At 71.4% G+C, this 22,198-nt stretch carries 22 protein-coding genes; 11 read left to right on the top strand and 11 right to left on the bottom strand.

Annotated features, from left to right (window positions below; all coding sequences use genetic code 11):
* Window positions 1-56: 56 nt before the first annotated feature.
* The 6 genes from ABZ564_RS06635 (at window position 57) to ABZ564_RS06610 (ending at window position 6,131) form a co-directional block, all read left to right on the top strand.
* A complete protein-coding gene (locus tag ABZ564_RS06635) occupies window positions 57-1,673 on the top strand; it encodes an ATP-binding protein (RefSeq protein WP_360850506.1) in 1,617 nt (538 codons plus the stop codon).
* On the top strand, window positions 1,670-2,077 hold the full coding sequence (locus ABZ564_RS06630) for a roadblock/LC7 domain-containing protein (RefSeq protein ID WP_360850503.1): 408 nt from the start codon (window positions 1,670-1,672) through the stop codon (window positions 2,075-2,077). Before ABZ564_RS06635 ends, ABZ564_RS06630 begins: the two co-directional genes overlap by 4 nt.
* Window positions 2,074-2,445 (top strand): DUF742 domain-containing protein, encoded by a 372-nt coding sequence (locus ABZ564_RS06625; protein WP_018100233.1) that lies wholly within the window; start codon window positions 2,074-2,076, stop codon window positions 2,443-2,445. The genes ABZ564_RS06630 and ABZ564_RS06625 overlap by 4 nt, the downstream gene beginning before the upstream one ends.
* Window positions 2,426-3,040, top strand: a complete 615-nt coding sequence (locus ABZ564_RS06620) for an ATP/GTP-binding protein (RefSeq protein ID WP_360850498.1) — start codon at window positions 2,426-2,428, stop codon at window positions 3,038-3,040. The genes ABZ564_RS06625 and ABZ564_RS06620 overlap by 20 nt, the downstream gene beginning before the upstream one ends.
* An 89-nt stretch (window positions 3,041-3,129) precedes the next feature.
* Complete coding sequence (locus ABZ564_RS06615) at window positions 3,130-4,704, top strand: cytochrome P450 (protein ID WP_360850495.1); 1,575 nt, start codon at window positions 3,130-3,132, stop codon at window positions 4,702-4,704.
* Between the two features lie 86 nt (window positions 4,705-4,790).
* Window positions 4,791-6,131: a 6-phospho-beta-glucosidase gene (locus ABZ564_RS06610; RefSeq protein WP_360850492.1), complete on the top strand. Its 1,341-nt coding sequence runs from the start codon at window positions 4,791-4,793 to the stop codon at window positions 6,129-6,131.
* 3 nt (window positions 6,132-6,134) lie between these two features.
* On the opposite strand, the gene ABZ564_RS06605 is transcribed toward ABZ564_RS06610, so the two are convergent.
* The 4 genes from ABZ564_RS06605 to ABZ564_RS06590 all read right to left on the bottom strand — a co-directional run bounded on the left by ABZ564_RS06605 (window position 6,135) and on the right by ABZ564_RS06590 (window position 11,029).
* Window positions 6,135-6,527, bottom strand: a complete 393-nt coding sequence (locus ABZ564_RS06605; RefSeq protein ID WP_360850489.1) for a hypothetical protein — start codon at window positions 6,525-6,527, stop codon at window positions 6,135-6,137.
* A 102-nt stretch (window positions 6,528-6,629) separates the two neighbouring features.
* Entirely contained in the window at window positions 6,630-10,001 is a 3,372-nt protein-coding gene (locus ABZ564_RS06600) for a DUF4132 domain-containing protein (protein ID WP_360850486.1), read from the bottom strand.
* Between the two features lie 135 nt (window positions 10,002-10,136).
* Window positions 10,137-10,577, bottom strand: coding sequence for a hypothetical protein (locus ABZ564_RS06595; RefSeq protein ID WP_360850483.1), 441 nt, complete (start codon window positions 10,575-10,577; stop codon window positions 10,137-10,139).
* Entirely contained in the window at window positions 10,571-11,029 is a 459-nt protein-coding gene (locus ABZ564_RS06590) for an ATP-binding protein (protein ID WP_360850480.1), read from the bottom strand. The genes ABZ564_RS06595 and ABZ564_RS06590 overlap by 7 nt, the downstream gene beginning before the upstream one ends.
* 205 nt (window positions 11,030-11,234) lie before the next feature.
* Here ABZ564_RS06590 and ABZ564_RS06585 point away from each other — a divergent pair, with 205 nt between their 5' ends.
* The 3 genes from ABZ564_RS06585 to ABZ564_RS06575 are packed head-to-tail and all read left to right on the top strand — an operon-like array spanning window position 11,235 to window position 12,832.
* On the top strand, window positions 11,235-12,095 hold the full coding sequence (locus tag ABZ564_RS06585) for a helix-turn-helix transcriptional regulator (RefSeq protein ID WP_360850477.1): 861 nt from the start codon (window positions 11,235-11,237) through the stop codon (window positions 12,093-12,095).
* Window positions 12,095-12,331: a DUF397 domain-containing protein gene (locus tag ABZ564_RS06580; protein WP_018552530.1), complete on the top strand. Its 237-nt coding sequence runs from the start codon at window positions 12,095-12,097 to the stop codon at window positions 12,329-12,331. The genes ABZ564_RS06585 and ABZ564_RS06580 overlap by 1 nt, the downstream gene beginning before the upstream one ends.
* A gap of 45 nt (window positions 12,332-12,376) precedes the next feature.
* Window positions 12,377-12,832, top strand: coding sequence for a YchJ family metal-binding protein (locus ABZ564_RS06575; RefSeq protein ID WP_360850472.1), 456 nt, complete (start codon window positions 12,377-12,379; stop codon window positions 12,830-12,832).
* Window positions 12,833-12,852: 20 nt separating this feature from the next.
* Here the strand turns inward: ABZ564_RS06575 and ABZ564_RS06570 are convergent, their stop codons facing one another.
* From ABZ564_RS06570 to ABZ564_RS06540, 7 genes are all read right to left on the bottom strand, one after another.
* The gene (locus ABZ564_RS06570) at window positions 12,853-14,925 is read right to left on the bottom strand and encodes an MDR family MFS transporter (protein WP_360850469.1); all 2,073 of its coding nucleotides are present in this window, start codon (window positions 14,923-14,925) and stop codon (window positions 12,853-12,855) included.
* Window positions 14,926-14,980: 55 nt separating this feature from the next.
* Entirely contained in the window at window positions 14,981-15,808 is an 828-nt protein-coding gene (locus tag ABZ564_RS06565; RefSeq protein ID WP_360850466.1) for a hypothetical protein, read from the bottom strand.
* Between the two features lie 245 nt (window positions 15,809-16,053).
* Complete coding sequence (locus tag ABZ564_RS06560) at window positions 16,054-16,575, bottom strand: hypothetical protein (protein WP_360850463.1); 522 nt, start codon at window positions 16,573-16,575, stop codon at window positions 16,054-16,056.
* Window positions 16,576-16,729: 154 nt separating this feature from the next.
* On the bottom strand, window positions 16,730-17,944 hold the full coding sequence (locus tag ABZ564_RS06555; protein WP_360850460.1) for an acyl-CoA dehydrogenase family protein: 1,215 nt from the start codon (window positions 17,942-17,944) through the stop codon (window positions 16,730-16,732).
* A gap of 4 nt (window positions 17,945-17,948) precedes the next feature.
* Window positions 17,949-18,422, bottom strand: a complete 474-nt coding sequence (locus ABZ564_RS06550) for an SCP2 sterol-binding domain-containing protein (RefSeq protein ID WP_360850457.1) — start codon at window positions 18,420-18,422, stop codon at window positions 17,949-17,951.
* A gap of 93 nt (window positions 18,423-18,515) precedes the next feature.
* A complete protein-coding gene (locus ABZ564_RS06545) occupies window positions 18,516-18,779 on the bottom strand; it encodes a hypothetical protein (RefSeq protein ID WP_360850454.1) in 264 nt (87 codons plus the stop codon).
* Window positions 18,780-18,993: 214 nt separating this feature from the next.
* Window positions 18,994-20,208, bottom strand: a complete 1,215-nt coding sequence (locus ABZ564_RS06540; RefSeq protein ID WP_360850451.1) for a helix-turn-helix domain-containing protein — start codon at window positions 20,206-20,208, stop codon at window positions 18,994-18,996.
* 754 nt (window positions 20,209-20,962) lie between these two features.
* Here ABZ564_RS06540 and ABZ564_RS06535 point away from each other — a divergent pair.
* Window positions 20,963-21,580, top strand: a complete 618-nt coding sequence (locus ABZ564_RS06535) for a hypothetical protein (RefSeq protein WP_360850448.1) — start codon at window positions 20,963-20,965, stop codon at window positions 21,578-21,580.
* A 137-nt stretch (window positions 21,581-21,717) separates the two neighbouring features.
* Window positions 21,718-22,134 (top strand): hypothetical protein, encoded by a 417-nt coding sequence (locus tag ABZ564_RS06530; protein ID WP_360850445.1) that lies wholly within the window; start codon window positions 21,718-21,720, stop codon window positions 22,132-22,134.
* The last annotated feature ends 64 nt before the right edge of the window (window positions 22,135-22,198 follow it).

Below are 22,198 nucleotides of genomic sequence, written 5' to 3'. Positions count from 1 at the left end.
TTCACACAAGCGCCGAATCTCCGGAATACCGCCCGAATCAACCGCCAGAGGTTCAGATGGCCCGTGTTGAATCACCGCCGGCCGGCCGGGAAGCCCCCGTCGTCCGCGCCTTGTTGCTACCCGTCGTCGTGATGGCGGGCGCAACCGCCGCCGCGGCGGCGCTGGTTGCCGAGCCCGCGCGGATACCAGTCGTCTGGTGCGGAGCATTCGCCACCGTCGTGGTCGCCGCGCTCGCCGTGGAGATCGCCCGCCGGGGCCGGACGATCCGCCGCCGAAGCACCGAGTACGAACAGCGCGTCACCGCCCTGGAACGGCGCATCGCCGAGCATGACGAAGAAACCGTGCGCATCGGCAAGGAGCTGCTGCCGGCCGCCATCCACCGTCTGCGCGTGGGCAATTCGCCCGACGAGGTACTGCGCGACGTGGTGGACGCCGACCCGGTCTACCGCCACCTGCCCGACGCCCAGCGCTCCCTCGTCTACACCGTCCTCGACATCATCGACAACGAGGAGGCGACCCGTGACTCCGCGCAGCGCGCCTTCGTCAACGTCGCCCGCCGCGTCCAGGCGATCGTCCACCGACAGGCCAGTGAGCTGCGGGAGATGGAGGAGCACCACGGGCGCAACCCCGACGTCTTCGACGACCTGCTCCGCATCGACCACGGCACCGCGCTGATCGGCCGGCTCGCCGACTCCATCGCCGTCCTCGGCGGCGCCCGGCCCAGCCGTCAGTGGCCCAAGCCCGTCCCGCTGTTCAGCGTGCTGCGCGGTGCCATGTCACGCATCCTGGAGTACCCGCGCGTCGATCTGCACTCGATCGCCAAGGTCGCCATCATCGGCACCGCGGTCGAACCGCTCATCCACGCCTGCGCCGAACTCCTCGACAACGCCACCCGCTACTCGCCGCCGCAGACCCGGGTGCACGTCACCGCGGTCGAGGTGCAGACGGGCATCGCCATCGAGATCGAGGACGGCGGCGTCAGCCTCAGCGAGGAGGCCCGCGCCCGCGCCGAGAACATGCTCGCCCGGGCCCAGGCCGGCTCCAGCATGAACGACCTCGGGGAGTCCCCCCGCCTCGGCATGGCCGTCGTCGGCCGCCTGGCGCGGATGTACGACCTCCAGGTCTCGCTGCGGCAGTCCGCGTACGGCGGCGTGCGCGCCGTGCTCATCGTGCCCCGCGCCATGATCACCACCGGCCCGGCGCCCGGCATCGCCCACGGCATCGGCGCCACCTCGCGGCCCACCAGCGACATCGACCTCGACAACATGAAGCACGTCGTGCCCGCCCGCGGCAAGCGCCGCAAGCCCAGTCCCGTGGCCGCCCGCCCCGCGACCGGCCCGGTGGCGTCCGACCCCCGCCCGGTCACCCCGGCCGTCGCCATGGAGGACGACGTGCCCGTCGTGACCGAGTGGACCGCCGGCGGGCTCCCGCAGCGCCGCAGCCGGGGCCGCGCACCGCTGGGCTCGCACAACCTCCCCCCACAGGCCGCCGACCCCACCGCCGGCCGCACCAACGGCCACGGCCACACCTACGGGCCCGGCCAGGACAACAGCAAGGAACCGCCCCCCGGCATCTGGCTGGAGGCGTTCACCAAGGCCGCCAACGGTGTGCCCCTGGAGCCCAGGGCGGACGAAGACACTGACGACGCGTGGGACAAGGGAGATCTGCAGTGATCCAGCAGCGGGGCAACATGGACTGGATGCTCAAGGAACTCGCCGACGACGTCCCGGACATCCACCAGATCGTCGTGCTCTCCGCCGACGGGCTGCGCATCGCCCGGCACGGCGGCGACCCCGACGTCGCCGACCGGCTCGCGGCGGCGTGCGCCGGCCTGCAGAGCCTGGCGGCGGCCGTCGCCTCCGAGATCCCGTACAGCGACGGCCGGATGAGGCTCGTCGTCATCGAGGTCACCGGCGGCTTCTTCTACCTGATGGCAGCGGGCGCCGGCGCCTATCTCGCGGTGCTCGCCGGTGAGACGGTGGACGCCGGACTCGTCGGGTCGCGGATGCGCGACATGGTCGTACGGATCGGCGGCCATCTCACGAGTCCGCCCCGCCACGACGGGCAGGCCGGATGAATTCTCCCCGACGAGAACGCCGCAAGGCCGATCCGGCACTGAGCGATCCGGAGCGGCTCTACGTCATCACCGGCGATCCCGACGGCAGCGAGCGGGCAGCGCTCGACCTGGTCACGATGATTGTCTCGAAGTCGGAACCGTCACCCACGGTCCAGCCCGAGCAGGCCGTGATCCTCCGGCTCTGCCAGGCACCGTTATCCGTCGCGGAACTCTCCGCCTACCTCAGCCTGCCGTTCAGCGTGGTGACCTCGCTCCTCACCGAACTCCTCGCCACCGGACTGATCGAATCGCGCGCGCCGATCGTCCGCGCGACCCTCCCGGACCGGTCCCTCCTCGAAGCGGTGATGCATGGACTTCAGAAACTCTGACACGATCACGGGCCCCCGCAGCGAGGACGTCCTGCCCACCACGGCCACCGCCGCGGTGAAGGTCGTGATCGTCGGAGGGTTCGGGGTCGGCAAGACGACCATGGTCGGCTCCGTCAGCGAGATCCGGCCGCTGACCACCGAAGAGACGATGACGCAGGCCGGCGTCGGCGTGGACGACAACTTCGGGGTGGAGAGCAAGACCGCCACCACCGTCGCCATGGACTTCGGCCGGATCAGCATCAGCGAGGAGCTGATCCTCTACCTCTTCGGCACCCCCGGCCAGGAACGCTTCTGGTTCCTCTGGAACGGCCTGTTCGAGGGCGCCCTCGGCGCCGTCGTCCTCGTCGACACCCGCCGGCTCGAAACCAGCTTCGACGTCATCGGGCGCCTGGAGGAGCGCGGGGTGCCGTTCGTCGTCGCCATCAACACCTTTCCCGAGGCCCCGAAGCACCCCGTCGAGGCGCTGCGCGGTGCCCTGGACCTCTCGGAGGAGGTCCCGATAATCGACTGCGACGCCCGGCTGCGCGGCTCCAGCCGCGATGTGCTGATGACCCTGATGCGCTATCTGCACAGCCTCGCCCTCCCGCTCGGCTGACCTCCCGCGCCCCCTCTCCGAATCCGTTCCGCGCGGCCCCACCGCGCCCCGACCGTCCGGCCCCTCGTGGCCCGACCCCTGGAGCGATCGTGACAAGCCCCTTCCCCTACGAGCACGGCCGGGCCACCGGACCGGTCCCACCCCCCGAATGCCCGGCCCACGGCATGGGCGTCGGCCCCGGCGGTCTGCGCCGGCTCTACGGCCCCGAGGCCGAACAGGACCCGCACGGCCTGTACGAGAAACTGCGCGCCGAACACGGCACGGTGGCCCCCGTCCTGCTGCACGGCGACGTACCCGCCTGGCTGGTCCTCGGCCACAGCGAGAACCTGCACATGACCCGTACGCCCTCGCAGTTCTCCCGGGACTCGCGCCGCTGGCGGGCCCTGCAGGACGGCAGCGTCGCGCCGGACCACCCGCTGGCCCCGATCTTCACCTGGCAGCCGATCTGCGTCTTCGCCGACGGCGCCACCCACGAGCGCCAGCGCGGCGCCGTCACCGACTCCATGGCCCGCATCGACACCCGCGGTGTGCGGCGCCACGTCAACCGGTACAGCAACCGGCTCGTCAACGGCTTCTGCCGCGAGGGCCGCACCGACCTCGTCGCCGAGTTCGCCGAACGGCTGCCCATGATGGTCATGTGCGCCATCCTCGGCATGCCGGAGGAGTACAACGACCGGATGGTCGAGGCCGCCCGCGACATGATCAAGGGCACCGCCACCGCCGTCCAGAGCAACGCCTACGTGGTGGGAGCGCTCACCCGCCTCGTCGAGCGCCGCCGCCGGGAACCCGCCGACGACTTCGCCACCTGGCTCGTCGAGCACCCCGCGAACATGAACGACCAGGAGGTGGCCGAGCACCTGCGGCTCATCCTCATCGCCTCCTACGAGGCGACCGCGAACCTGATCGCCAACGTGCTGCGCATGGTCCTCACCGACCCCCGCTTCCGCGCCCGGCTGAGCGGCGGCCACATGACCGTTCCCGAGGCGGTCGAGCAGACCCTCTGGGACGAGCCCCCGTTCACCGCCGTCTTCGGCCGCTGGGCCGTCGGCGACACCGAACTGGGCGGGAAGCACATCAAGGCCGGCGACGCCCTGATCGTCGGCATCGCACCGGCCAACACCGACCCGGTGGTCCGCCCCGACCTGACCGCCAACATGGAGGGCAACCGCTCGCACCTCGCGTTCAGCGGCGGCCCCCACGAGTGCCCGGGACAGGACATCGGCCGTGCCATCGCGGACGTCGGCGTCGACGCCCTGCTGATGCGGCTGCCCGACCTCGAACTCGCGGTGGACCAGAGCGAACTGCGCTGGGTCGGCAACTTCATGAGCCGTCACCTGGTCGAACTCCCCGCGGAATTCGCCCCCCGCTCCCCGCAGGACGACCGGGAGCCGCCAACCATGGGCAGCCCCAACACGGCCCGCCAGGACTGGGAGGTCCAGTCCGCCGTACGGCACACGGCCCCCACCCCGGTCCGCGCTCCCGTCGCGGGAGGTCCGGCCCACGCCCCGGCGGCCTCCGGCCCGGCCGGGGCGACCGCCACCGTCGACGGATCGGCGGACGCCCTGTCCGGTGCGGAGGGCGACGGCCGGGTGCCGCGCCAGCGCAGGCCCGGCGCGCCCGCCCGGCTCTGGCGCGTCGTGGCCCGCTGGTGGAGCGGCGACTGAGGGCCGCGGCGGTACCTGGGCGGCCCGGCGGGGAGGCGGCAGCGACGCGCCTCCCCACCGGGCCGCCCCACGTACCATGCGGAAGCGTGAAGCTGACAATTCTGGGCGGCGGCGGATTCCGGGTTCCTCTGGTGTACGGGGCGCTGCTCGCCGACCACGCCGAGGGCCGGGTAGCGGCCGTCACCCTCTACGACACGGACACCGACCGGCTCACCGCAGTCGCCCGGGTCCTCGCCGAGCAGGCCCGGGGCATCCCGGACGCGCCCGCGGTCCGCGCCACCACCGACCTCGACGAGGCCCTGCGCGGCGCGGACTTCGTCTTCTCCGCGATCCGCGTCGGCGGTCTCGCGGGCCGGGCGGCCGACGAACGCGTCGCGCTCGACGAGGGCGTCCTCGGGCAGGAGACGGTCGGCGCCGGCGGCATCGCGTACGGGCTGCGCACCGTGCCGGTCGCCGTCGACCTGGCGCGGCGCATCGCCCGGCTCGCTCCGGACGCCTGGGTCATCAACTTCACCAACCCGGCCGGTCTGGTCACCGAGGCGATGTCCCGGCACCTCGGGGACCGCGTCATCGGCATCTGCGACTCACCGGTCGGCCTCGGCCGCCGCATCGCCCGCGTCCTCGGCGCCGACCCGGGCCTGGCCCGCGTCGACTACGTCGGCCTCAACCACCTCGGCTGGGTGCGCGGGCTGTACGTCGGGGGCCGGGACGAACTCCCGCGGCTGCTCGCCGATCCCGCGCTGCTGGGCTCCTTCGAGGAGGGCCGGCTGTTCGGCGCCGACTGGCTGCGCTCGCTGGGCGCGATCCCCAACGAGTACCTGCACTACTACTACTTCAACCGCGAGGCCGTCCGCGCCTATCAGGAGGCCGCGCAGACCCGGGGTGCCTTCCTCCGCGAGCAGCAGGAGGGCTTCTACGGCCGGATGAAGGACCCGGCGACCCCTGCCCTGGCCACCTGGGACCGTACCCGCGCCGAGCGCGAGGCGACCTACATGTCGGAGAACCGGGAGGTCTCCGGGGCCGGTGAGCGCGAGGAGAGCGACCTGGACAGCGGAGGCTACGAGCAGGTCGCGATCGCCCTCATGCGGGCGATCGCACGCGACGAGCAGGCCACCCTGATCCTCAACGTACGCAACCGGTCCACCCTCTCCGTGCTGGACGCGGACGCCGTGATCGAGGTCCCCTGCCTGGTCGACGCCAACGGCGCCCGGCCCGTCGCCGTCGACCCGCTGCCGTACCACGCCGTCGGCCTGGTCAGCTCGGTGAAGGCCGTCGAGCGCGCGGTACTGGACGCGTCGGCGAGCGGGTCGCGTGCGGACGCCGTCCGGGCCTTCGCCCTGCACCCGCTGGTCGACTCGGTCTCCGTCGCCCGCCGCCTGCTCGACGGCTATGCGAAGGCGCACCCGGGGCTGGCGTACCTGACTTGATCTTCAACCTCGAGATCCGAACGGTTCGTCGTACTTGATCACTCGGAGTGGTAACTGCCGTACGTGCGGGCGGCCTTCGACGGCGAGGAGTTCGCTGCCGACGAGGAGGTGGAGCCGGGCGTCCAGCCGGGCGGCGGGCGCCGCGGTCGCGTCCGCCGGCGCGGACAGCACGGTACGCACCAGGGCCGCCGCACGCTTCAGCCCCGTCCGGCGCAGTGCGGTGGCCGCTTCCTCGATACGGGTCAGCGCCGCGCCGGACGGATGGCGCAGGCCGCAGTGGGCCGGCCCGGCCAGGGCCGCCAACGCCTCGTCCACCGCGGCCGTCAGCGGCCCCGGTGCCCGCTCCGCCACCGGGGCGGGGGCGCCGGCCCCGTCACCCGGCGCGCGATCGGACACGATCACCCCGCCCGGCGGGTGGGGTCCGGGCCGCGGGCGGGCGCCGCGCCGGGACCCCCGCACCGGCCGCACCCGGGCCGGTGCGGGACTCGTTTTGTACGGTCATGACGCGGCGCCCCCGGTGAGCGCGGTCAGGTCGGCGAGCAGCTCCGACGCGGTCACCGCGTCGAGCCCGTCGAACCGCAGGTCGTAGGTGCGGCTTCCCCAGTAGTCGGAGGGCCGGCTGTCGAGCCAGACGGTCTCCAGGACCTGCTCGGGGAACATGTCGACCATGCCGACCGCGATGCCCTCGTCGAGGGCGACCACCAGGTAGCGGTTGTCGTCCAGCCGCTTGGAGATCCAGCGCTCCACACCGTTGTCCTCCGGATTCCCGCGCTGCCAGCCGTACCGCTCCAGGCCGAGGACCCTGCCCGTGGGCACCTTGATCCCCTCGAAGCGCCGCAGGCGGTGGCCGGCCGCCTCCTCCTCGGTCAGCGTGAACACCGCGCGCCCGAGCTGGGGGAACGGCTGCAGGATCTCGTAGTCCGCGAACACCTCCGACCAGGCGGTCACCGCCTCTCCCAGACGCAGAGGATGGGCCAGCCGCACGGTCGCCTCGCCGGGCAGCCCGAAGGCATCGCCCTCGACGTCGGCGAACGTCCGGTCCTCCGCCACCCGGAACGCCGTGGTCGCCCCCTCCGTCTCGCTCAGCCACACCAGCCGGCGCACCAGGTGCCACATCAGCGGGTGGCCGACGAACAGTTCGGTGAACTCGTGCGCCGTCCAGGAACGGCCCGCCACCATGGCGGCCTCCAGCCGGCGCACCTGGTCGGAGGCGATCGTCCGGACCTCCTTCTTCAGCGCCGTGAACCGCTTGCGCTCGGCCGGCGCCAGCTCCGCGTCGTCCTTCGCCCCGGGCTTCGGCAGGTCCTTGCGGTGCTTGCCGTCGCTGTCGCGGACATAGGGCCGCAACTGCTCGTCGAAGCCCACGGTGAACGTCCGGCTGCCGTAGTCGACGACCGTGGAACCGTCCGCGTCCAGACCGAGGTCGGGTACCAGCCGGTCCGAGAGCTGTTCACCCGTCAGGCCGAGGCCCGCCGCCACCTCGGCGATCTTCTCGGCGGCCCGCACTTTCAGGGCCTTGAACTTCACCCGCTGGGAGATCCCGTGCAGATGGAGCAGTGCCGCGTCGCTGCCGATCGCCGCCAGCACGTCGAGCCCCTCCACGGCCCGGTGATGGGCGTTCTCGCCGGGCCAGGCCCGGATCACCGGCGTCAGCCGGCGCACCGTCACGTCGTCGCCGAGCACACCCAGGGCGCGCAGCGCCCACGCCTCCTTGGCGGGCAGGAGGGCCAGGCGCCACTGCTCGAAGAGCGCCCAGGCGAACTCGGCCGCCGAGGCCGGGTCCACCGTCCGCACCACGTCGGCGAGGCCCGGATACGGCTCGCCCGGCTTGGACAGGGCCAGCATGGTCACGACATGGCGGACCGACTCGTTGGGCAGCGCCCCGCCCGAGGCGACCCTGATCTGCGGCAGCAGCACGGGGTCCGCCCACTCCGGCAGCTCCGGCACGGCGGCGGGCAGCGCCCGCTCCAGCGGGTCGGCGACCAGCAGTCCGGCCACCGCCTCCGCCGCCTTCTCGCCGTACCCCTCGGCGGCCTCGCGCACCACCGTGTCGCCGTGCAGCGCGGCGATCTGGAGCAGCGTCTGCTCGGCGGCGCGCCGCGCGGCACCGGCCTTGCCGACGGCGTCGGGCACCAGCAGCGGCGCCGCCCGCACACCGTGCCGCTCGAACCAGGAACGGGCCACCGAAGCCGTGGACTTGAGCCGCACCGCCCAGTCGGCCATGTGGCGGGCGACCCGCGCGTCGACGAACGGCAGCAGCAGCGGGGCGAGCACGCCGGGCTGGCGCGGCACGACGCGCAGCAGCATGGGCAGGGCGGCGGGACCGAAGCGGGCGGCCACCGGCTTCAGCGTGTCCGCGCCGTCCCACACATCGGTCGGGTCCCAGTCGGCGAGCAGGGGAGCGACCCGCTCCTCGGGCCCGTGGACGTAGATCCAGGCCGGCCGCAGGTCCGGCGCGTCGAGCCCGTAGCGCAGCGAGGCGATCGTCCGCTCCCAGTCGTCCACCGCCTCCCGCCGGGTGTACCGGCTGCTGGTCGTCGCCCACTTCTCCCGCTCCCCGGCCTGCCACGCCACGACGGGCTCGCCGCCCGCCGTCAGGCCCGCGACGACGACAGGCCGCGTCCTGGTCCGCTTTCCGGTCCACGGCGGAGTCGTCAGTACGGCAGGAAGGGCGTCGGCGGGAGCGTCCGCGATCCGGTTCGCGGGGTTCAGCAGGGGTTCGACGATCTCCGCCGGACCGGCGTCCAGCGTCGGCAGCACCCGCTCCACGAGCGCGCGGTGCGTCGCGATGTGCGCGGGGAGCAGCCCGGACGACGCGGTCGCCGGGAGCCCCGCCCGGTCACGCGCGTCCACGGCGAGCAGCCGCAGCGCCCGGGCCGGGTAGCGGCGCATCGCTTCCAGGAGGGCCGGGCGGACCTGCTTGTCGTCCGCGTGGGCGAGCAGGGCACCGAAGGCCTCGTCCGTCGGGAACTCGACGAGCGCGTCGGCGAGCTGCTTCCTCGCGTCCCGGTAGAAATGCCCCTTCTCCAGCTCCATGGTGAGCATCGGGACGATCGCCGTCCCGATGCCCTCGGCGGCCGTGGCGATCACGGCCGGGGCCCGGTCGAAACCGAAGGTGTGCGTGAAGAGGGCCGCCTGCTCCGGCGAGTCGAGCGTGCAGAAGATCAGGGAGAGAAGGCCGGCATCGACCGTCCCCGTCGTCTCCGGGTCGGCACAGAGGTCCGCGACCCACTCGGACTCGCTCGGCGCCAGGTAGGCCGTGATGACCTTGCGGTGGGCGTCGGTGCGGCAGGCGGAGAGCGCCTCGACGGTGGCCCGGTACGTCTCGTCGTCCGCGACGGCGAGCAGGGCGCGCACCCGGTCGGCGGCCGCCCGGCTGTAGTGGGACGACTTCGTCCCCCGGGCCTCGGACCGTCCCTCCAGCCACGCGTCGTGGCGGCGCGTGCCGCTCTGCATCCAGTGGGGTTCGGTCATGAACAGCTCCAGCGCGGCACAGGCCGCGAAGGGCAGGCCGTGCCGCCGCACCCAGCTGTCGGCCCATGCGGTCCCGGGTGGTGCGTACATCCCCACGATCGTCGCCACCGCGGCCGCTCCGGCGGGCGAAGGCCGCCCCTCCAGATGCCGGCGGACCTCGCTGACGAGGGCCGCGTCACTGCGCGGCGCGTCCAGGAACTCCTGGATCCATGCCTGTTCCTCGGCCGTCCGCTCCGCGACAGCGACGACCAGCTTGCGGTCCGCCGGGCGGGGCGTGGACGCGATGCCCCCGCGCCGGGGGTGGACCAGGCGCCGCCAGCTGTCCGGGAAGACGAACGTGTCCTCGTCCGTCCCGGTCTCCTCGAACTGCGCCGCCCCGTCCTCGACAGACTCCACAGCACGCACAGGTCCGCCCCCCTCACACCTGTTGAACCCGTGTTCCGCGGGTTGTCCGATCAGTGGTTCCACAGTAGAACCGACCACTGACAACGCGGGGTGACCGGGGCGGGAGGGGCCGGGGCGGCCGTGCGGTCAGGGTGCGGAGACGGCCCGGGGTCCGTACGCCTGGGTCCACGACGGGGTCACGCCGGTCACCTGGCAGACCATCAGGAACAAGGGGATGGGAGGGGTGTACGGGGTGCGGCTGTCGGGCTGGTGGATCAGCCGGGGCCGCACGGCGGGCACGCACGTCCCGCGCGCGTACGCGACCTGCTCGGGCCAGTCCAGATCGAGGTCGGAGCCGGCCGGGACGATCCACCACCAGCGCTCGGCGTCCGCGAAGACGCAGCCGGTGCGCGGCAGATGGGACATCAGGCGGAAGCCGTGGCGCGCGGGCACCCCGACCGCGTCGCAGCCCAGGCTCGCCGAAAGGGTCGTGGGCAGCGGCAGCTGGACCCGGCCGGTGCCGGGGGTGCCGGCGGGCTCGCGGGAGCTGCGGTGTCCGAGGAAGTGGTTCATGGCGTTCTTCAGCATGAGTGCTCCGAGCCGTGCGGCAGTTCTGCCCAGACGATGCGGCCCGAACCGTCCCCGGCGTCACGTGATCCCCAGGCGCCGGCGAGGGAGTCGACGAGCAGCAGGCCGCGTCCGTGCTCGTCGTCGGCGCCTCTGCCCAGGCGTGGTCCGCCGGGTTGGTTTCCCTGGTCCTGCACCGATATGCGCAGCCTGCCGTCGAGGCACCGGAGTTCGCACAGGACCCGGGCGCTCGCGGTGTGCACCACCGCGTTGGTCACCAGCTCGGACACGATCAGGACGGCCGCCTCGCGGGCCTCGCCGCCGGTGTGCCACTCACCGAGCCGGGTCTTCGTCAGGCGCCGGGCGGCGGCCACCGATTCGGGGTGCGCGGGCAGCGCGAAGCAGTACCGGAGCGCTTCGGCCCCCGGGCTGAGATCCATGAGCCGGGGGATGAGCGCACTGCCAGGTGCCACGACCGAATCCTCACAGTGGGGGGTGCGTCACGCTTCGCGATCTTCGAGGAGGCCGCGGGCACGACAGGTCAACTGATTTCGCACACCAACTCTCCCCCTGTCACGAACACTTGGCAAGGGGCACTCTGAAAATTCCAGAGTGGCCGTGTTCTTGTCGGCGGGCTCATGGCACACTGCACGCATACAGCGCATGGGGAGGTCTGAAGTGAGCGAACCGCGGTCCGCCCCGACCGTGGGCCAGGTCGTTCTCGGCAAGCGTCTGCAGGACCTGCGGGAGCGTGCCGGCATGAACCGGGACCAGGCCGCCAAGGTGCTGCGTGTCGCCCCGGCGACGGTCCGCAGGATGGAGACCGCCGAGGTCGCTCTCAAGATCCCCTATGTGCAGGCGCTGTTGAAGGCCTACGGGATCTCGGACGAGGAGGCGGACTCCTTCGTCGAGCTCGCGGAGGAGGCCAACAAGCCGGGCTGGTGGCAGCGGTTCCACGACGTGCTGCCGGACTGGTTCAGCATGTACGTCAGCCTGGAGGGCGCCGCGAGCCTGCTGCGCATGTACGAGCCGCACTTCGTCCCCGGCCTGCTCCAGACCGAGGACTACGCGCGGACGGTGATGCGCACCGGCGCCCTCGGCCAGACCGGGCCGGAGGACATCGAGCGCCATGTGGCGCTGCGGATGGCACGGCAGTCCCTGCTGACCAGGCCGGACGCCCCACGCCTGTGGGTGGTGATGGACGAAACCGTTCTGCGCCGGCCGGTGGGCAGCGTCGAGCTCATGCGCGCCCAGGTGGACAAGCTCCTGGAAGCCACGACGATGCCCAACGTCACCCTGCAGATCGCGGAGTTCTCCACCGGTCACCACCCGGGGACGTACGGGCCGTTCGTACTCTTCCGGTTCGCCGTCCCCGAACTGCCCGACATGGTCTTCAGCGAATATCTGACCGGAGCCGTCTACTTCGACGCGCGCCCGGAGGTGGCCTCCTACCTCGAGGTCATGGACCGCATGGCGGCCCAGGCCGCGACTGCACAACGCACGACGGAACTCCTCCAGGACTTCCGCAAGGAGCTGTGATGACACCCATATACAACGGCATGCCGGCCGCTGACCTCGGCTCCGAAGGCTGGTACAAGCCCTGGAGCGGTGGCAACGGCGGCAACTGCGTCGAGGCCATGAAACTGGCCGACGGGAGAATCGCCATGCGCCAGTCCGCGGACCCCGACGGCCCCGCCCTCATCTACACCCCCCACGAGATCGCCGCCTTCATCCAGGGAGCCAAGGCCGGCCAGGCGGATTTCCTGCTGACCTGACCCCGCCCGTCGGGCGCGGGCGTTCCCGCACGTCACAATGGACGCATGTCCCGACGCACCTCCCGCTCCCGGCGCCCGTCCGCCGCGAGCCCCCGCACCACCCCCGCCCCCGAGATCAGCGCGGCTTCGCCGTGCCCCTGCGGGCTGCCCGCCGCCTACGCCGAGTGCTGCGGCCGACTGCACGCGGGGGCCCCGGCACCGACGTGCGAGGCGCTGATGCGCTCGCGGTACGCCGCCTTCGTCGTCCGGGACGCCGGGTACCTGCTGCGCACCTGGCACCCGGACCACCGCCCCGACGTCCTGGACTTCGACCCCGGGCAGCGCTGGCAGGGCCTGGAGGTCCTCGAAACCACGGAGGGCAGCGCCTTCCACACCACCGGCACCGTCACCTTCCGGGCCCGCTACACGGTGGGCGGGCACCCCGGCTCCCTCCACGAGAAGAGCCGCTTCGTCCGGCACGAGGGGGCCTGGGTCTACGAGACCGCCGTCTTCGCCGACTGAAAACGGCTCGAACAGGGTGCTCAGACCGGCGCGCCCGTCGGAGCCACCGGGGCCAGCTCCTGCGTCAGGTCCTCCGCCAGCAGCCGCTTGGCGATCACGTCGACCGCGGCGCGCAGCCGGGCGTCGTCCGGGCGCCCGCCGTCCTCGCCCAGCTGCTCGTTGAGCCAGCGGGCCCAGGCGTCCGTGATGGTCCTCGCCTCGCGGCTGCCGGCCTCGGTGTGGGTGAACAGGCGGCCGTCGCCGGTGAGGAAGCCCTCCTCGATCATCCGGTCGAAGACCGGCACCAGGACCTCCGGCGGAATCCGGTGCCGGGCGGCGATCAGCCGGAGCCCCGCGTGGCCGACCATCCGGGTGAACAGCTCGACCTGCATCACCGCCCAGGCACCCGCCATGTCGAGCCGGGTGTCCGACTCGGCGACGATCCGCCGTGCCGTGTCCGGGTCCACCCGTCGCAGGATCCTGGCCACCGAGAACTCGAGCAGCCGGGCCGAGTCCCCGGTGTTCGGCGAGGCGAAGCCCTCCCCCATGTCCGTCGAGCCCGCCCGTACGGTGTCGCGCAGCTTCACCTGCTTCAGGAACAGCGCGACGACGAACCCGAGCAGCGCGACGGGCACCGTCCACAGGAACACCGTGTGCAGGGTGTCGGCGTAGGCCTGGGCCAGCGGCGCCGACTGGGCGGCGGGCAGCGCGTGCAGTCCCTCCGGGCTCTGGGCCGCCTTCGTCAGGACGGCGGGGTCGCCGCCCGCCTGTACGGCCTCGGTGATCCCGTCCTTGAGGTGCGGGCCGAGGGCGTTGGCGTAGATGGTCCCGAAGACGGCGGTGCCGAAGGAGCTGCCGAGCGTACGGAAGAAGGTGACGCCCGAGGTCGCCGTGCCCAGGTCCGCGTAGTCGACGGTGTTCTGCACGGCGATCGTCAGGACCTGCATGGAGAGCCCGATGCCGATGCCGAGCACCAGCATGTACAGCGACTCCAGCCAGACCCCGCTGTCCGGGCCCATCCGGGAGAGCAGGAACAGACCGGCGGCCATGACCAGCGACCCGATGATGGGGAAGATCCGGTAGCGGCCCGTCTTGCTGACCACGTTGCCGCTGAAGATGGACGCGGCGAGCAGGCCAACGACCATCGGCAGCGTCCGCACGCCCGACAGGGTCGCCGAGTCGCCGTCCACGTACTGCAGATACGTCGGCAGGAAGATCATCGCGCCGAGCATCGCGAAGCCCACGATGAAGCTGAGGATCGAGCAGACCGTGAAGACCGGGTTGCCGAACAGCCGCATCGGCAGCATCGGCTCCTTCGCCCGGAACTCGACCAGGCAGAACAGCGCGAGCGCCACGAGCCCGAGGACGAACAGGCCGATGATGACGCCGGAGCCCCAGGCGTACTCGTTGCCGCCCCAGCTCGTGGCCAGGATCAGGGAGCTGGCGCCGACCGTGACCATCGCGATGCCCAGGTAGTCGATGACCGGCCGCCCGGCCGCCTTCACGGACGGGATCGTACGCGCCGCCGCGATGACCACCACGATCGCGATCGGCACATTGACGTAGAACGCCCAGCGCCACGTCAGATGGTCGGTGAACAGACCGCCGAGCAGCGGCCCGATCACGGTCGACACACCGAAGACGGCACCGATCGCGCCCTGGTACTTGCCCCGGTCGCGCAGCGGGATGACGTCGGCGATCAGCGCCATCGAGGTGACCATCAGACCGCCGGCGCCGATGCCCTGGAGGCCGCGCCACACGATCAGCAGCGTCATGTTCGTCGCGAGCCCGCAGAGGAACGAACCGGTGATGAAGATGACCGCGGACAGCTGGAAGATGATCTTCCGCCCGAACATGTCGCCGAACTTACCGACGAGGACCGTCGCCACGGTCTCCGCGAGGAGATAGGCGGTGACCACCCACGACATGTGCGCGGCGCCCCCCAGGTCCGAGACGATCGTGGGCAGCGCGGTGCCCACGATCGTCTGGTCCAGGGCGGCCAGCAGGATGCCCAGCACGATCGTGGCGAAGACGATGTTGCGGCGGCGGGGATCGAGCACGGGCGGCGCGGCGGCACTCTGCTCGGCGGGGGCGGTCTCGCTGGCAGTGGTCACCTTTGCACCCTCACATCCCGTCGTGTCACCCGCATGCGGGGAACGCCCGGACGTGTCAGGCGAGCAGATCCCGCAGTGACTTCGCCATGCGGGCGGCGAATGCCTCCCGTACGGGGGCTGCTACCCGGTCCAGCGAGAGATACGGGTTGAGATCCTCCAGTTCTACGAGGAGCAGGCCGCCGTCCGCCGTGCGGCAGGCGTCCACGCGCTGGATGCCGTGGTCCAGGGCGTTCCACTCCACGAACGACCGGGCGAACGCCAGGTCCGCCGCGCTCGCCCCGTACGGCTCCAGCACCCACCGCCGCTCCGGGTCCGGCGCGTACAGCGCGTACTGGAAGTCGTGGTCGACGAAGTAGAAGGACACCTCGTAGCGGAAGTCGATCCGGGGTTGGACGAGCAGGGTGCCGTCCGCCCCGGGTGCCGGCTCCGGTGTCGTCGTGAAGCGCAGACCCACGGAGTCCGCGCCCAGCTTCGGCTTCACGACATAGCCCTCGGCCGGCGGCAGGAGGCCGAGGTCCGCCGCCCGGTCCACGGTGGGTATGACCGGGTAGCCGGCCCGGCTCAGGTCCACGAGGTACTGCTTGCCCGCCATGTCCCCCCGCCCGGTCAACGGGTTGTACACCCGGGTCCCCAGCTCCAGGGCCCGCGCCCGGAACGCGTCGTACGCCTCCTGGTAGTGCAGGACCGGGCCGCTGTTGCGTACGACGACGGCGTCGAAGCGGTCGAGCAGCGCGGCGGCGTCGCGCGGATGGCAGAGCGCGAGGTCGAAGTCCTCGCGCAGCCGCGACGTCAGGTGGATGTCCTCGTCGCAGTAGCGCCGGCCGCGCGCCTGGTAGGCGAGGTCGGTGACGAAGAGGACGGACGGGCGCGGGACAGCGGGCATGGTTCCCCCAGGGGTGTCGGGTCGGGCGGTGGGGCGACGGCCTGGGCGGTGTCGCCCGTCAGCGGCATTCTCCCGCCCGCCTTCGCCGCCGTCCCCTGACGGGCCTGCCGGACCGTGCGCGAAGGCCGCCCGTCGCCTCCAGGAGCGGCGGCGGGCGCCCGGCGACGACCTGCTCCCGTCGCTCCGCGCCGCCGGCGGGGCGGAGCGACGAGGACATCAAGGCCTTCCGCGGCCGGGGGGAGCGGTCATTCGATACGGGCGCAGACATCGTCCACGGACCCGTGGATCATGTGCAGCGTGCGGTAGCCGTCGGCGGCGATGTCCAGCGTGTAAATGCCGTCGAGCAGGTATTCTCCGCGCGCCAGGTTGCCCTGGTGCTCGCCGACACCGAGCAGGACGGGGCCGGCCACGTGCCAGCGCTGCGAGCCGTCGGCTCGGTAGTCGACGATCGTGCTGCCACCGGCGTCGGCGTCGTAGTACGCCCCCGTGAGGGTGTTGGTGATCCGGATGACCAGCGCGCCCTTGTAGGCGACCTCCGACGGCGTCCCGTCGGGGCGGGTGGCCAGTACCTTGCGGACGACCTCGTCCACGACCGGTTCGCTGTGTATCGGGGCGTCGCAGCGGGCACCGGCCGGAACGTCGAAGGCCGCGGTGGGAGCGGGCTCCCAGCCGGCGGGGGAACCGGCGGGCGCGGCGGCCGAGGCGGGCGTCGCGCTCAGGAGCGAGGCGGCGAGCGCCAGGGCGGAGAGGACGGTGGTCCGGTGCATGCGGTCTCCCGGTGATGGTGGGGGCACCTGGATGCGGCTTCGCGGCCGGTGTGCCCCCGCGCACCGGCCGTCTCTCACCGGACGAGCATGCCTCCTGGGGGCGGGTGTTGTCCCAGTAACGCGTGGGACAGGGTCGTACGGCTGCCGCGCCGGTTCAGCGGATGTGCCGCCCCGAGATCGCCCGTGCGATGACCAGGCGCTGGATCTCGCTGGTCCCCTCGAAGATCGTGTAGATCTTGGCGTCCCGGTACATCCGCTCCACCGGGTGCTCCCGGCTGTATCCCGCGCCGCCCAGGATCTGGACGGCCTTCTCCGTGGCGGCCACCGCGAGTTCGCCCGCGCGGAGTTTGGACATGGAGCCCTGTCCGGCGTCGAAGGCGCGGTCGTTGCGGGCCATCCACGCGGCCTGCCAGATCAGCAGCCGTACGGCCTCGATCTCGGTACGGAGGTCGGCCAGGGCGAACGCGATCGACTGGTTCTCGATGATCGGCCGCCCGAACGCCTCGCGCGTTCCGGCGTACTCCAGCGCGTACTCGTACGCCGCGCGCGCGATGCCCAGCGCCTGGGCGCCGACCGTGGGGCGGCTGACCTCGAAGGTGGCCATCGCGGCCTGGCCCTTGGCGGTGCCGCCCTCGCGGGCGCGGGCGAGGCGGGCGTCCAGTTTCTCCTTGCCGCCGAGCAGGCAGTGCCCCGCCACCCGGACGTCGTCGAGGAAGACGTCCGCCGTGTGCGAGGCGCGCAGGCCGAGTTTCTTGATGGTGCGGCTCGCCGCCAGCCCCTTCGTACCCGGCGGGACGATGAACGCGGCCTGCCCGCGCGCGCCGAGCGCGGGGTCGACCGAGGCGACGACCACATGCACCTCGGCGATGCCCCCGTTGGTGATCCACGCCTTCTGGCCGGAGATCACCCACTCGTCCTTCGCCTCGTCGTAGCGGGCCTTCGTGGTCATCGCGGAGACGTCGGAGCCCGCCTGCGGTTCGGACACGCAGAACGCCGCGACCTTCGGATCGTCCTCGTCGCCGTAGCACTGGGGCACCCACTCGGCGAGCTGGTCCGGGGTGCCGGAGGCGAAGATCCCGGCGACGGCGAGGGAGGTGCCGAACAGGGCCATGCCGATGCCGGCGTCGCCCCAGAACAGCTCCTCGTTGGCTATCTGGAGCGAGAGCCCCGACGGGTCGCCGTACATGTCGGCCAGCGACTCGAACCCGTAGAGACCGATCCGGGCGGCCTCCTGGATGACCGGCCAGGGCGTCTCCTCGCGGGCGTCCCACTCGGCCGCCGCCGGGCGCACCACCTGGGCCGCGAAGCCGTGCACCCAGTCGCGCAGGTCCCGCTGGTCCTCGGTGAGCGCGAGGTTGAAGTAGCTCATCGGCTCACGCCTTCGGGATGTCGAAGTAGCGGGTGAGGCCCGAGGCCAGGCCGACGTCACCGGCCACCTTCAGCTTGCGCATCATGAACATCGTGATCGGGTTGCCGTTGCCGGAGACCAGCTTCAGGAACTCGGCGTCCGCCATGATCAGCGTCGTACGCGGCTCGGCGTCCGAGCGGCCCTCGCCGACGGTGCAGGTGCCGTCCGCGATCGAGGTCTCGTAGACCACCTCCGTGTCGCCGGTGATCTTCCAGCGGATCAGCGCCGTGAGCGTCCCGGCCGCCTCGGGGCGGAACTGCTGCTTCATCCGGCCGAAGACCTCGCCGAGCACCCGGGCGCGCAGCTCCCCGTGCATGACCTCGCCGAGCTGCCTGGCGGACAGGCCCTTCACGATCCGCGCGAACTCCTCGGGGGAGACGGCCGCGAAGTCGAGGGCGGCCAGTTCTTCGGTGACATTGCCGCTGCTGTTGTCGGCCACGCCAGTTCCTTACTCTGAAGTAAACTTACTTTTGAGTAAGGTAAGGGTGCGGCGGTCTCTTCGCAAGGTGCGGGGGCGGGTCGTTCTGCGAGGTCACCAGGCGGAACCGGGGCGCACCACCAGCCGGGGGTGGTGGGCGGCGAGCACCTTGTTGGCGCGGGCCAGCTCCGACAGGGCCTGCTCGCGGTCGGCCTGGTCCTCGATGCCAAGCCGGGGCCCTCGGAACCTGCGGACCTCGCGCGCGGCGCACTCGGCGTCGAACTCGGCCTGGAGGATGTGCGCGGGGGTGCAGGCGCCGATGAGCGCGGCGATGCGGTCCGGGATCGGGACGGGGACGAGCAGGTGTGAGGCGGTCATGGGGGCTTCCCTCTCGATGGTGGCCAGGAGTCGGGCGTCGGGCCGCCGGGTGGGCGGACCGGCTCCACTCCATATAACGAGACGCGGTTCCTGGTTTCTCGTTGAGTACGTCTCCGTGTGGCAACCGTTTGGGAATGACCGACTATTTCCCTTTACCAGCAAGTAGGTTGACGTCGCGTGAAGTGCTCGTCGGGCTGAGGAAGCGTCGCGCTGTTCAGATGGGGGTGTCGTTGCTGCGGGCGCGCAGCCGCATGGCGCGGAGCACGGTCTCCGTCGAGAACCGCGCCTCCGGATCGACCAGTTGATCGCCGAAGATCGATTCCAGATTGCGCATCCGGTAGCGGACGGTCTGGGGGTGCACGTCGAGCAGCTCGCCCATCTGGGCCGCCGTGCCCCGGGTGTCGAGCCAGATCCGCAGCGTTTCGATGAGCCGTTCGCGCCGGTTGGCGCTGATGTGGGCCATCGGGGCGAGTTCGCGGCGCGCGAGCTGGTCGAGGAGGACCGGATCGGAGAGCAGCCACAGGGTGATGAGGTGGTCCTCGCAGAGGATGGCCGGCGCCTCGTCGATGACACCCGCGTCCACGAGTTCCAGCACCCGTCGGGCCCAGCGGATCGAGTCCGACGCCAGGGACGAGGGGACGGTCAGGCCGATGGCGGCACGGACGCCCGGCAGAGCGTGTTCCAGCATGCGTCTTCGCATGTCGTCGAAGGGCCCCGGGATCAGTAAGTGCGGCTGCGGGTCGGTGAAGTCGACCAGTACGTCGCGGTCGATCGCCAGCCGGTCCAGATCGGGGGAGGGGCGCACGGCGACGAGCGTCACCTCGTCCGGCAGCGTCCAGCCGGTCTGCTCGCACAGCTCGGCGATGGCCACGCGCGGCACGGGACGCCCGGCGAGGATCAGGTGGAGCAGCCTGCGCCGCAGCGTGTCCGTGTGGTCGTCGGAGGCCGACCTCACCTCCAAGTACCCCTCGCGCGACAGGGCTTCCAGCTCGTCCACGTAACTGAACAGGGCGTCCGCGAACGTCAGCATCATGGTGGGGGAGAGGTTGTAGCGCCTGCCGATCTTCTTGGCCCGGCGGAGAGCCACGCGGGCGCCCAGCCGGTACGCCCCCTGCAACTGTTCCAGGCTGCGCCCCTCGTACGCCTCGAACCGGCCGAACCTGCGGCACATCTCGTCGCGCAGCGCGGAGGGGGCGGCCGGCTCGGCCACCTGGTCCACGAACACGGAGATGCTCTGCTCGACGCCGACCCGGATGCCCTGGCCGTAGGGGCCGTCGAGGAGTCGCGCGTACTCGGGGTAGGCGCGCGTGACCTCAAGGCCGATCTCCTTGATGAGGCTGGGGAGTTCGGGCCGCACAATGGTGGCGAACTCCTGCGGCAGCGGTCCGAGCGGCTCTCCCAGCTCCGAGGGTTGCGCAACTCCCGGCATACCTCGACCCCTTCTTGCTCTTCGGCGCCCGATGGGGGTGGGCGGACGGGAGAGCGCTCCCATCCGTCGTCAGGTGCGTACCGTCATCGGCTGTCGAAGATAGTCCACGTATGTGGCCCTGAACACAGGCAGGACAAGACGAAATGCAGGGGGCACGTATCGGCCGGTTCCGGCCACCTGCCCGGTCGGCCTCCGCGCCCGGGACCGGCTCGCGGGTCACTCGTGCGGTGTTGATCCGGGCCCGGATTCGGGTGATGCGGCGGTGGCTCCGACGCGTGCTCCCGGCTCCCCGGGCAATGTGGCTCCCGCTATTCGCGGTGAATTCCACTGGGCCGGCGGCGGGAAGTCGAGGAGGGTGGGCCCGCGGGGCGGTGGTGGCCGAGGACGTCGTACGGCAGGGCTGTGACGTGGGGCGTTGAGGGAGAGACGGGGGCCGTTCCGTCACGGGGTGAGCGGAACGGCCAGGTCGGCTCCAGGGGGGAACTGCTCACTTCTCGATAAAGAATCGGCGGGCCGTACTCGCCCCGCAAGCAATTCCTGAGAGGGAACGATGATGGTGGAGATTCTTTGTTCCCGTGTGTTGCGGAGCGACATTACTCGCCCGTAGCGTCATCGCCGAACGCAAGAGGTCGAGCAGTCCGTCAGGCCGGACTGTCGCATTCCTGTCTCGTGACCCCCGCTCCGGGAGCGCCGCTCACCCGGCCGGAAGTGGCCCCCGGTGTAGGTCACACACCCTCGAAGGGAACCGGATTCCGTGAACACCCTTGCACGTAGAGCCGCCATCATCGTCACCGCCGGCGCCGCCGCCCTCGGGATGGCGGTCACCTCGGCTTCCGCCGGCACCACGTCCTCATGGTCGGCGACCCCGTCCGGGGCGTACACCGCCCACGCGGACGGCCCCACGCTGAACGTCCCGTTCGCGAACCTGGAGTGTGACTCCTCCGACGTGAGTACGGGCACCGTCAACGCGAGCAGCGCCACCGGGGCCAACATGGCCACCATCGGAGCCATCGGCTTCACCGACTGCACGGTCGGCGGTCTCGACTTCGACGTCACGATGACCGCGACGCCGTGGACGATCAACGTCACCGGTGTGGACCCCGCGAACTCCAACCGGGTCAAGGGCAACGTGACCGGCATCTCGGCCCACATCGAGGGCTTCAGCTGCTCGGCCGACTTCACCGGCAAGGTGTACGGCTACTTCGACAACAGCACCGGTGACCTGGTCATCGACGGGTCGGGCACCGACCTCGTCGCGTCGAATGCCGACTGCCTCGGCCTGATCAACGACGACGACGTGGCGTCCTTCAACGCCTCGTACCACGTCAAGGTCACCTCGACCGGCACGTCGCCGGTGATCACCACACCGTAAGGCCGCTGGAGTACACGGGGACGGGCCGGCGCAGGACTTCCTTGCGCCCGGCCCGGCCTCCTCGTTTTGGGCGTCGTGCGTGCGGCCCCGGTTCATAAGGGTGTGAGTGCGTGAAACGTAGTGTGTGCAGATCCGCTGTGGCAGCGGCCGCCGTCGTCGCGCTGGGCTCGATGATCTCGCCCACTTCGGCAGGCGCCGCGACCTCGTGGACGGTGACGCCGGCGGGGGCGTACGCCGCCCACGCCGCCTACCCTTTTCTGTTGACGCCGTACGCCGATTATCAGTGCGACTCCTCCGACGTGACTGATGGACACTTCAGCAGCACGGACGGCGCGACCGGAACTGAAATCGGGACCATCGATGCCATAGGTTTCGAAAATTGCTCGATCGGCGGAATCGTCTCCACCCTGGAAATGACTGCGACGCCGTGGAAGATCAATGTGGTCGGGCACAACGCATCGAACGCAGACTGGGCCGATGTCGTTTCTCTCGACGCCTCGTACCACTTGGTCTCGACGCCGGCCGGCACATCACCGGTGATCAGCACGCCGTAGGACTGAAACACAGGCGCGGGCCTGCTGCCGGGATTCCCCGGGTCGACCCGGCCGTCTTGATTTC

It is taken from the genome of Streptomyces sp. NPDC019224, assembly GCF_040632605.1.
Taxonomy (GTDB): Bacteria; Actinomycetota; Actinomycetes; order Streptomycetales; family Streptomycetaceae; genus Streptomyces.
This window is presented reverse-complemented; position numbering and strand designations above follow the sequence as displayed.

Bases quoted from the DNA above. Each gene is read 5' to 3' on its own strand.
- ABZ564_RS06635 (WP_360850506.1), top strand. From the start codon at position 57: ATGGCCCGTGTTGAATCACCGCCGGCCGGCCGGGAAGCCCCCGTCGTC.
- ABZ564_RS06625 (WP_018100233.1), top strand. From the start codon at position 2,074: ATGAATTCTCCCCGACGAGAACGCCGCAAGGCCGATCCGGCACTGAGC.
- ABZ564_RS06620 (WP_360850498.1), top strand. From the start codon at position 2,426: ATGGACTTCAGAAACTCTGACACGATCACGGGCCCCCGCAGCGAGGAC.
- ABZ564_RS06595 (WP_360850483.1), bottom strand. From the start codon at position 10,577: ATGCTGAAGAACGCCATGAACCACTTCCTCGGACACCGCAGCTCCCGC.
- ABZ564_RS06580 (WP_018552530.1), top strand. From the start codon at position 12,095: ATGACACCCATATACAACGGCATGCCGGCCGCTGACCTCGGCTCCGAA.
- ABZ564_RS06575 (WP_360850472.1), top strand. From the start codon at position 12,377: ATGTCCCGACGCACCTCCCGCTCCCGGCGCCCGTCCGCCGCGAGCCCC.
- ABZ564_RS06565 (WP_360850466.1), bottom strand. From the start codon at position 15,808: ATGCCCGCTGTCCCGCGCCCGTCCGTCCTCTTCGTCACCGACCTCGCC.
- ABZ564_RS06560 (WP_360850463.1), bottom strand. From the start codon at position 16,575: ATGCACCGGACCACCGTCCTCTCCGCCCTGGCGCTCGCCGCCTCGCTC.
- ABZ564_RS06555 (WP_360850460.1), bottom strand. From the start codon at position 17,944: ATGAGCTACTTCAACCTCGCGCTCACCGAGGACCAGCGGGACCTGCGC.
- ABZ564_RS06545 (WP_360850454.1), bottom strand. From the start codon at position 18,779: ATGACCGCCTCACACCTGCTCGTCCCCGTCCCGATCCCGGACCGCATC.
- ABZ564_RS06540 (WP_360850451.1), bottom strand. From the start codon at position 20,208: ATGCCGGGAGTTGCGCAACCCTCGGAGCTGGGAGAGCCGCTCGGACCG.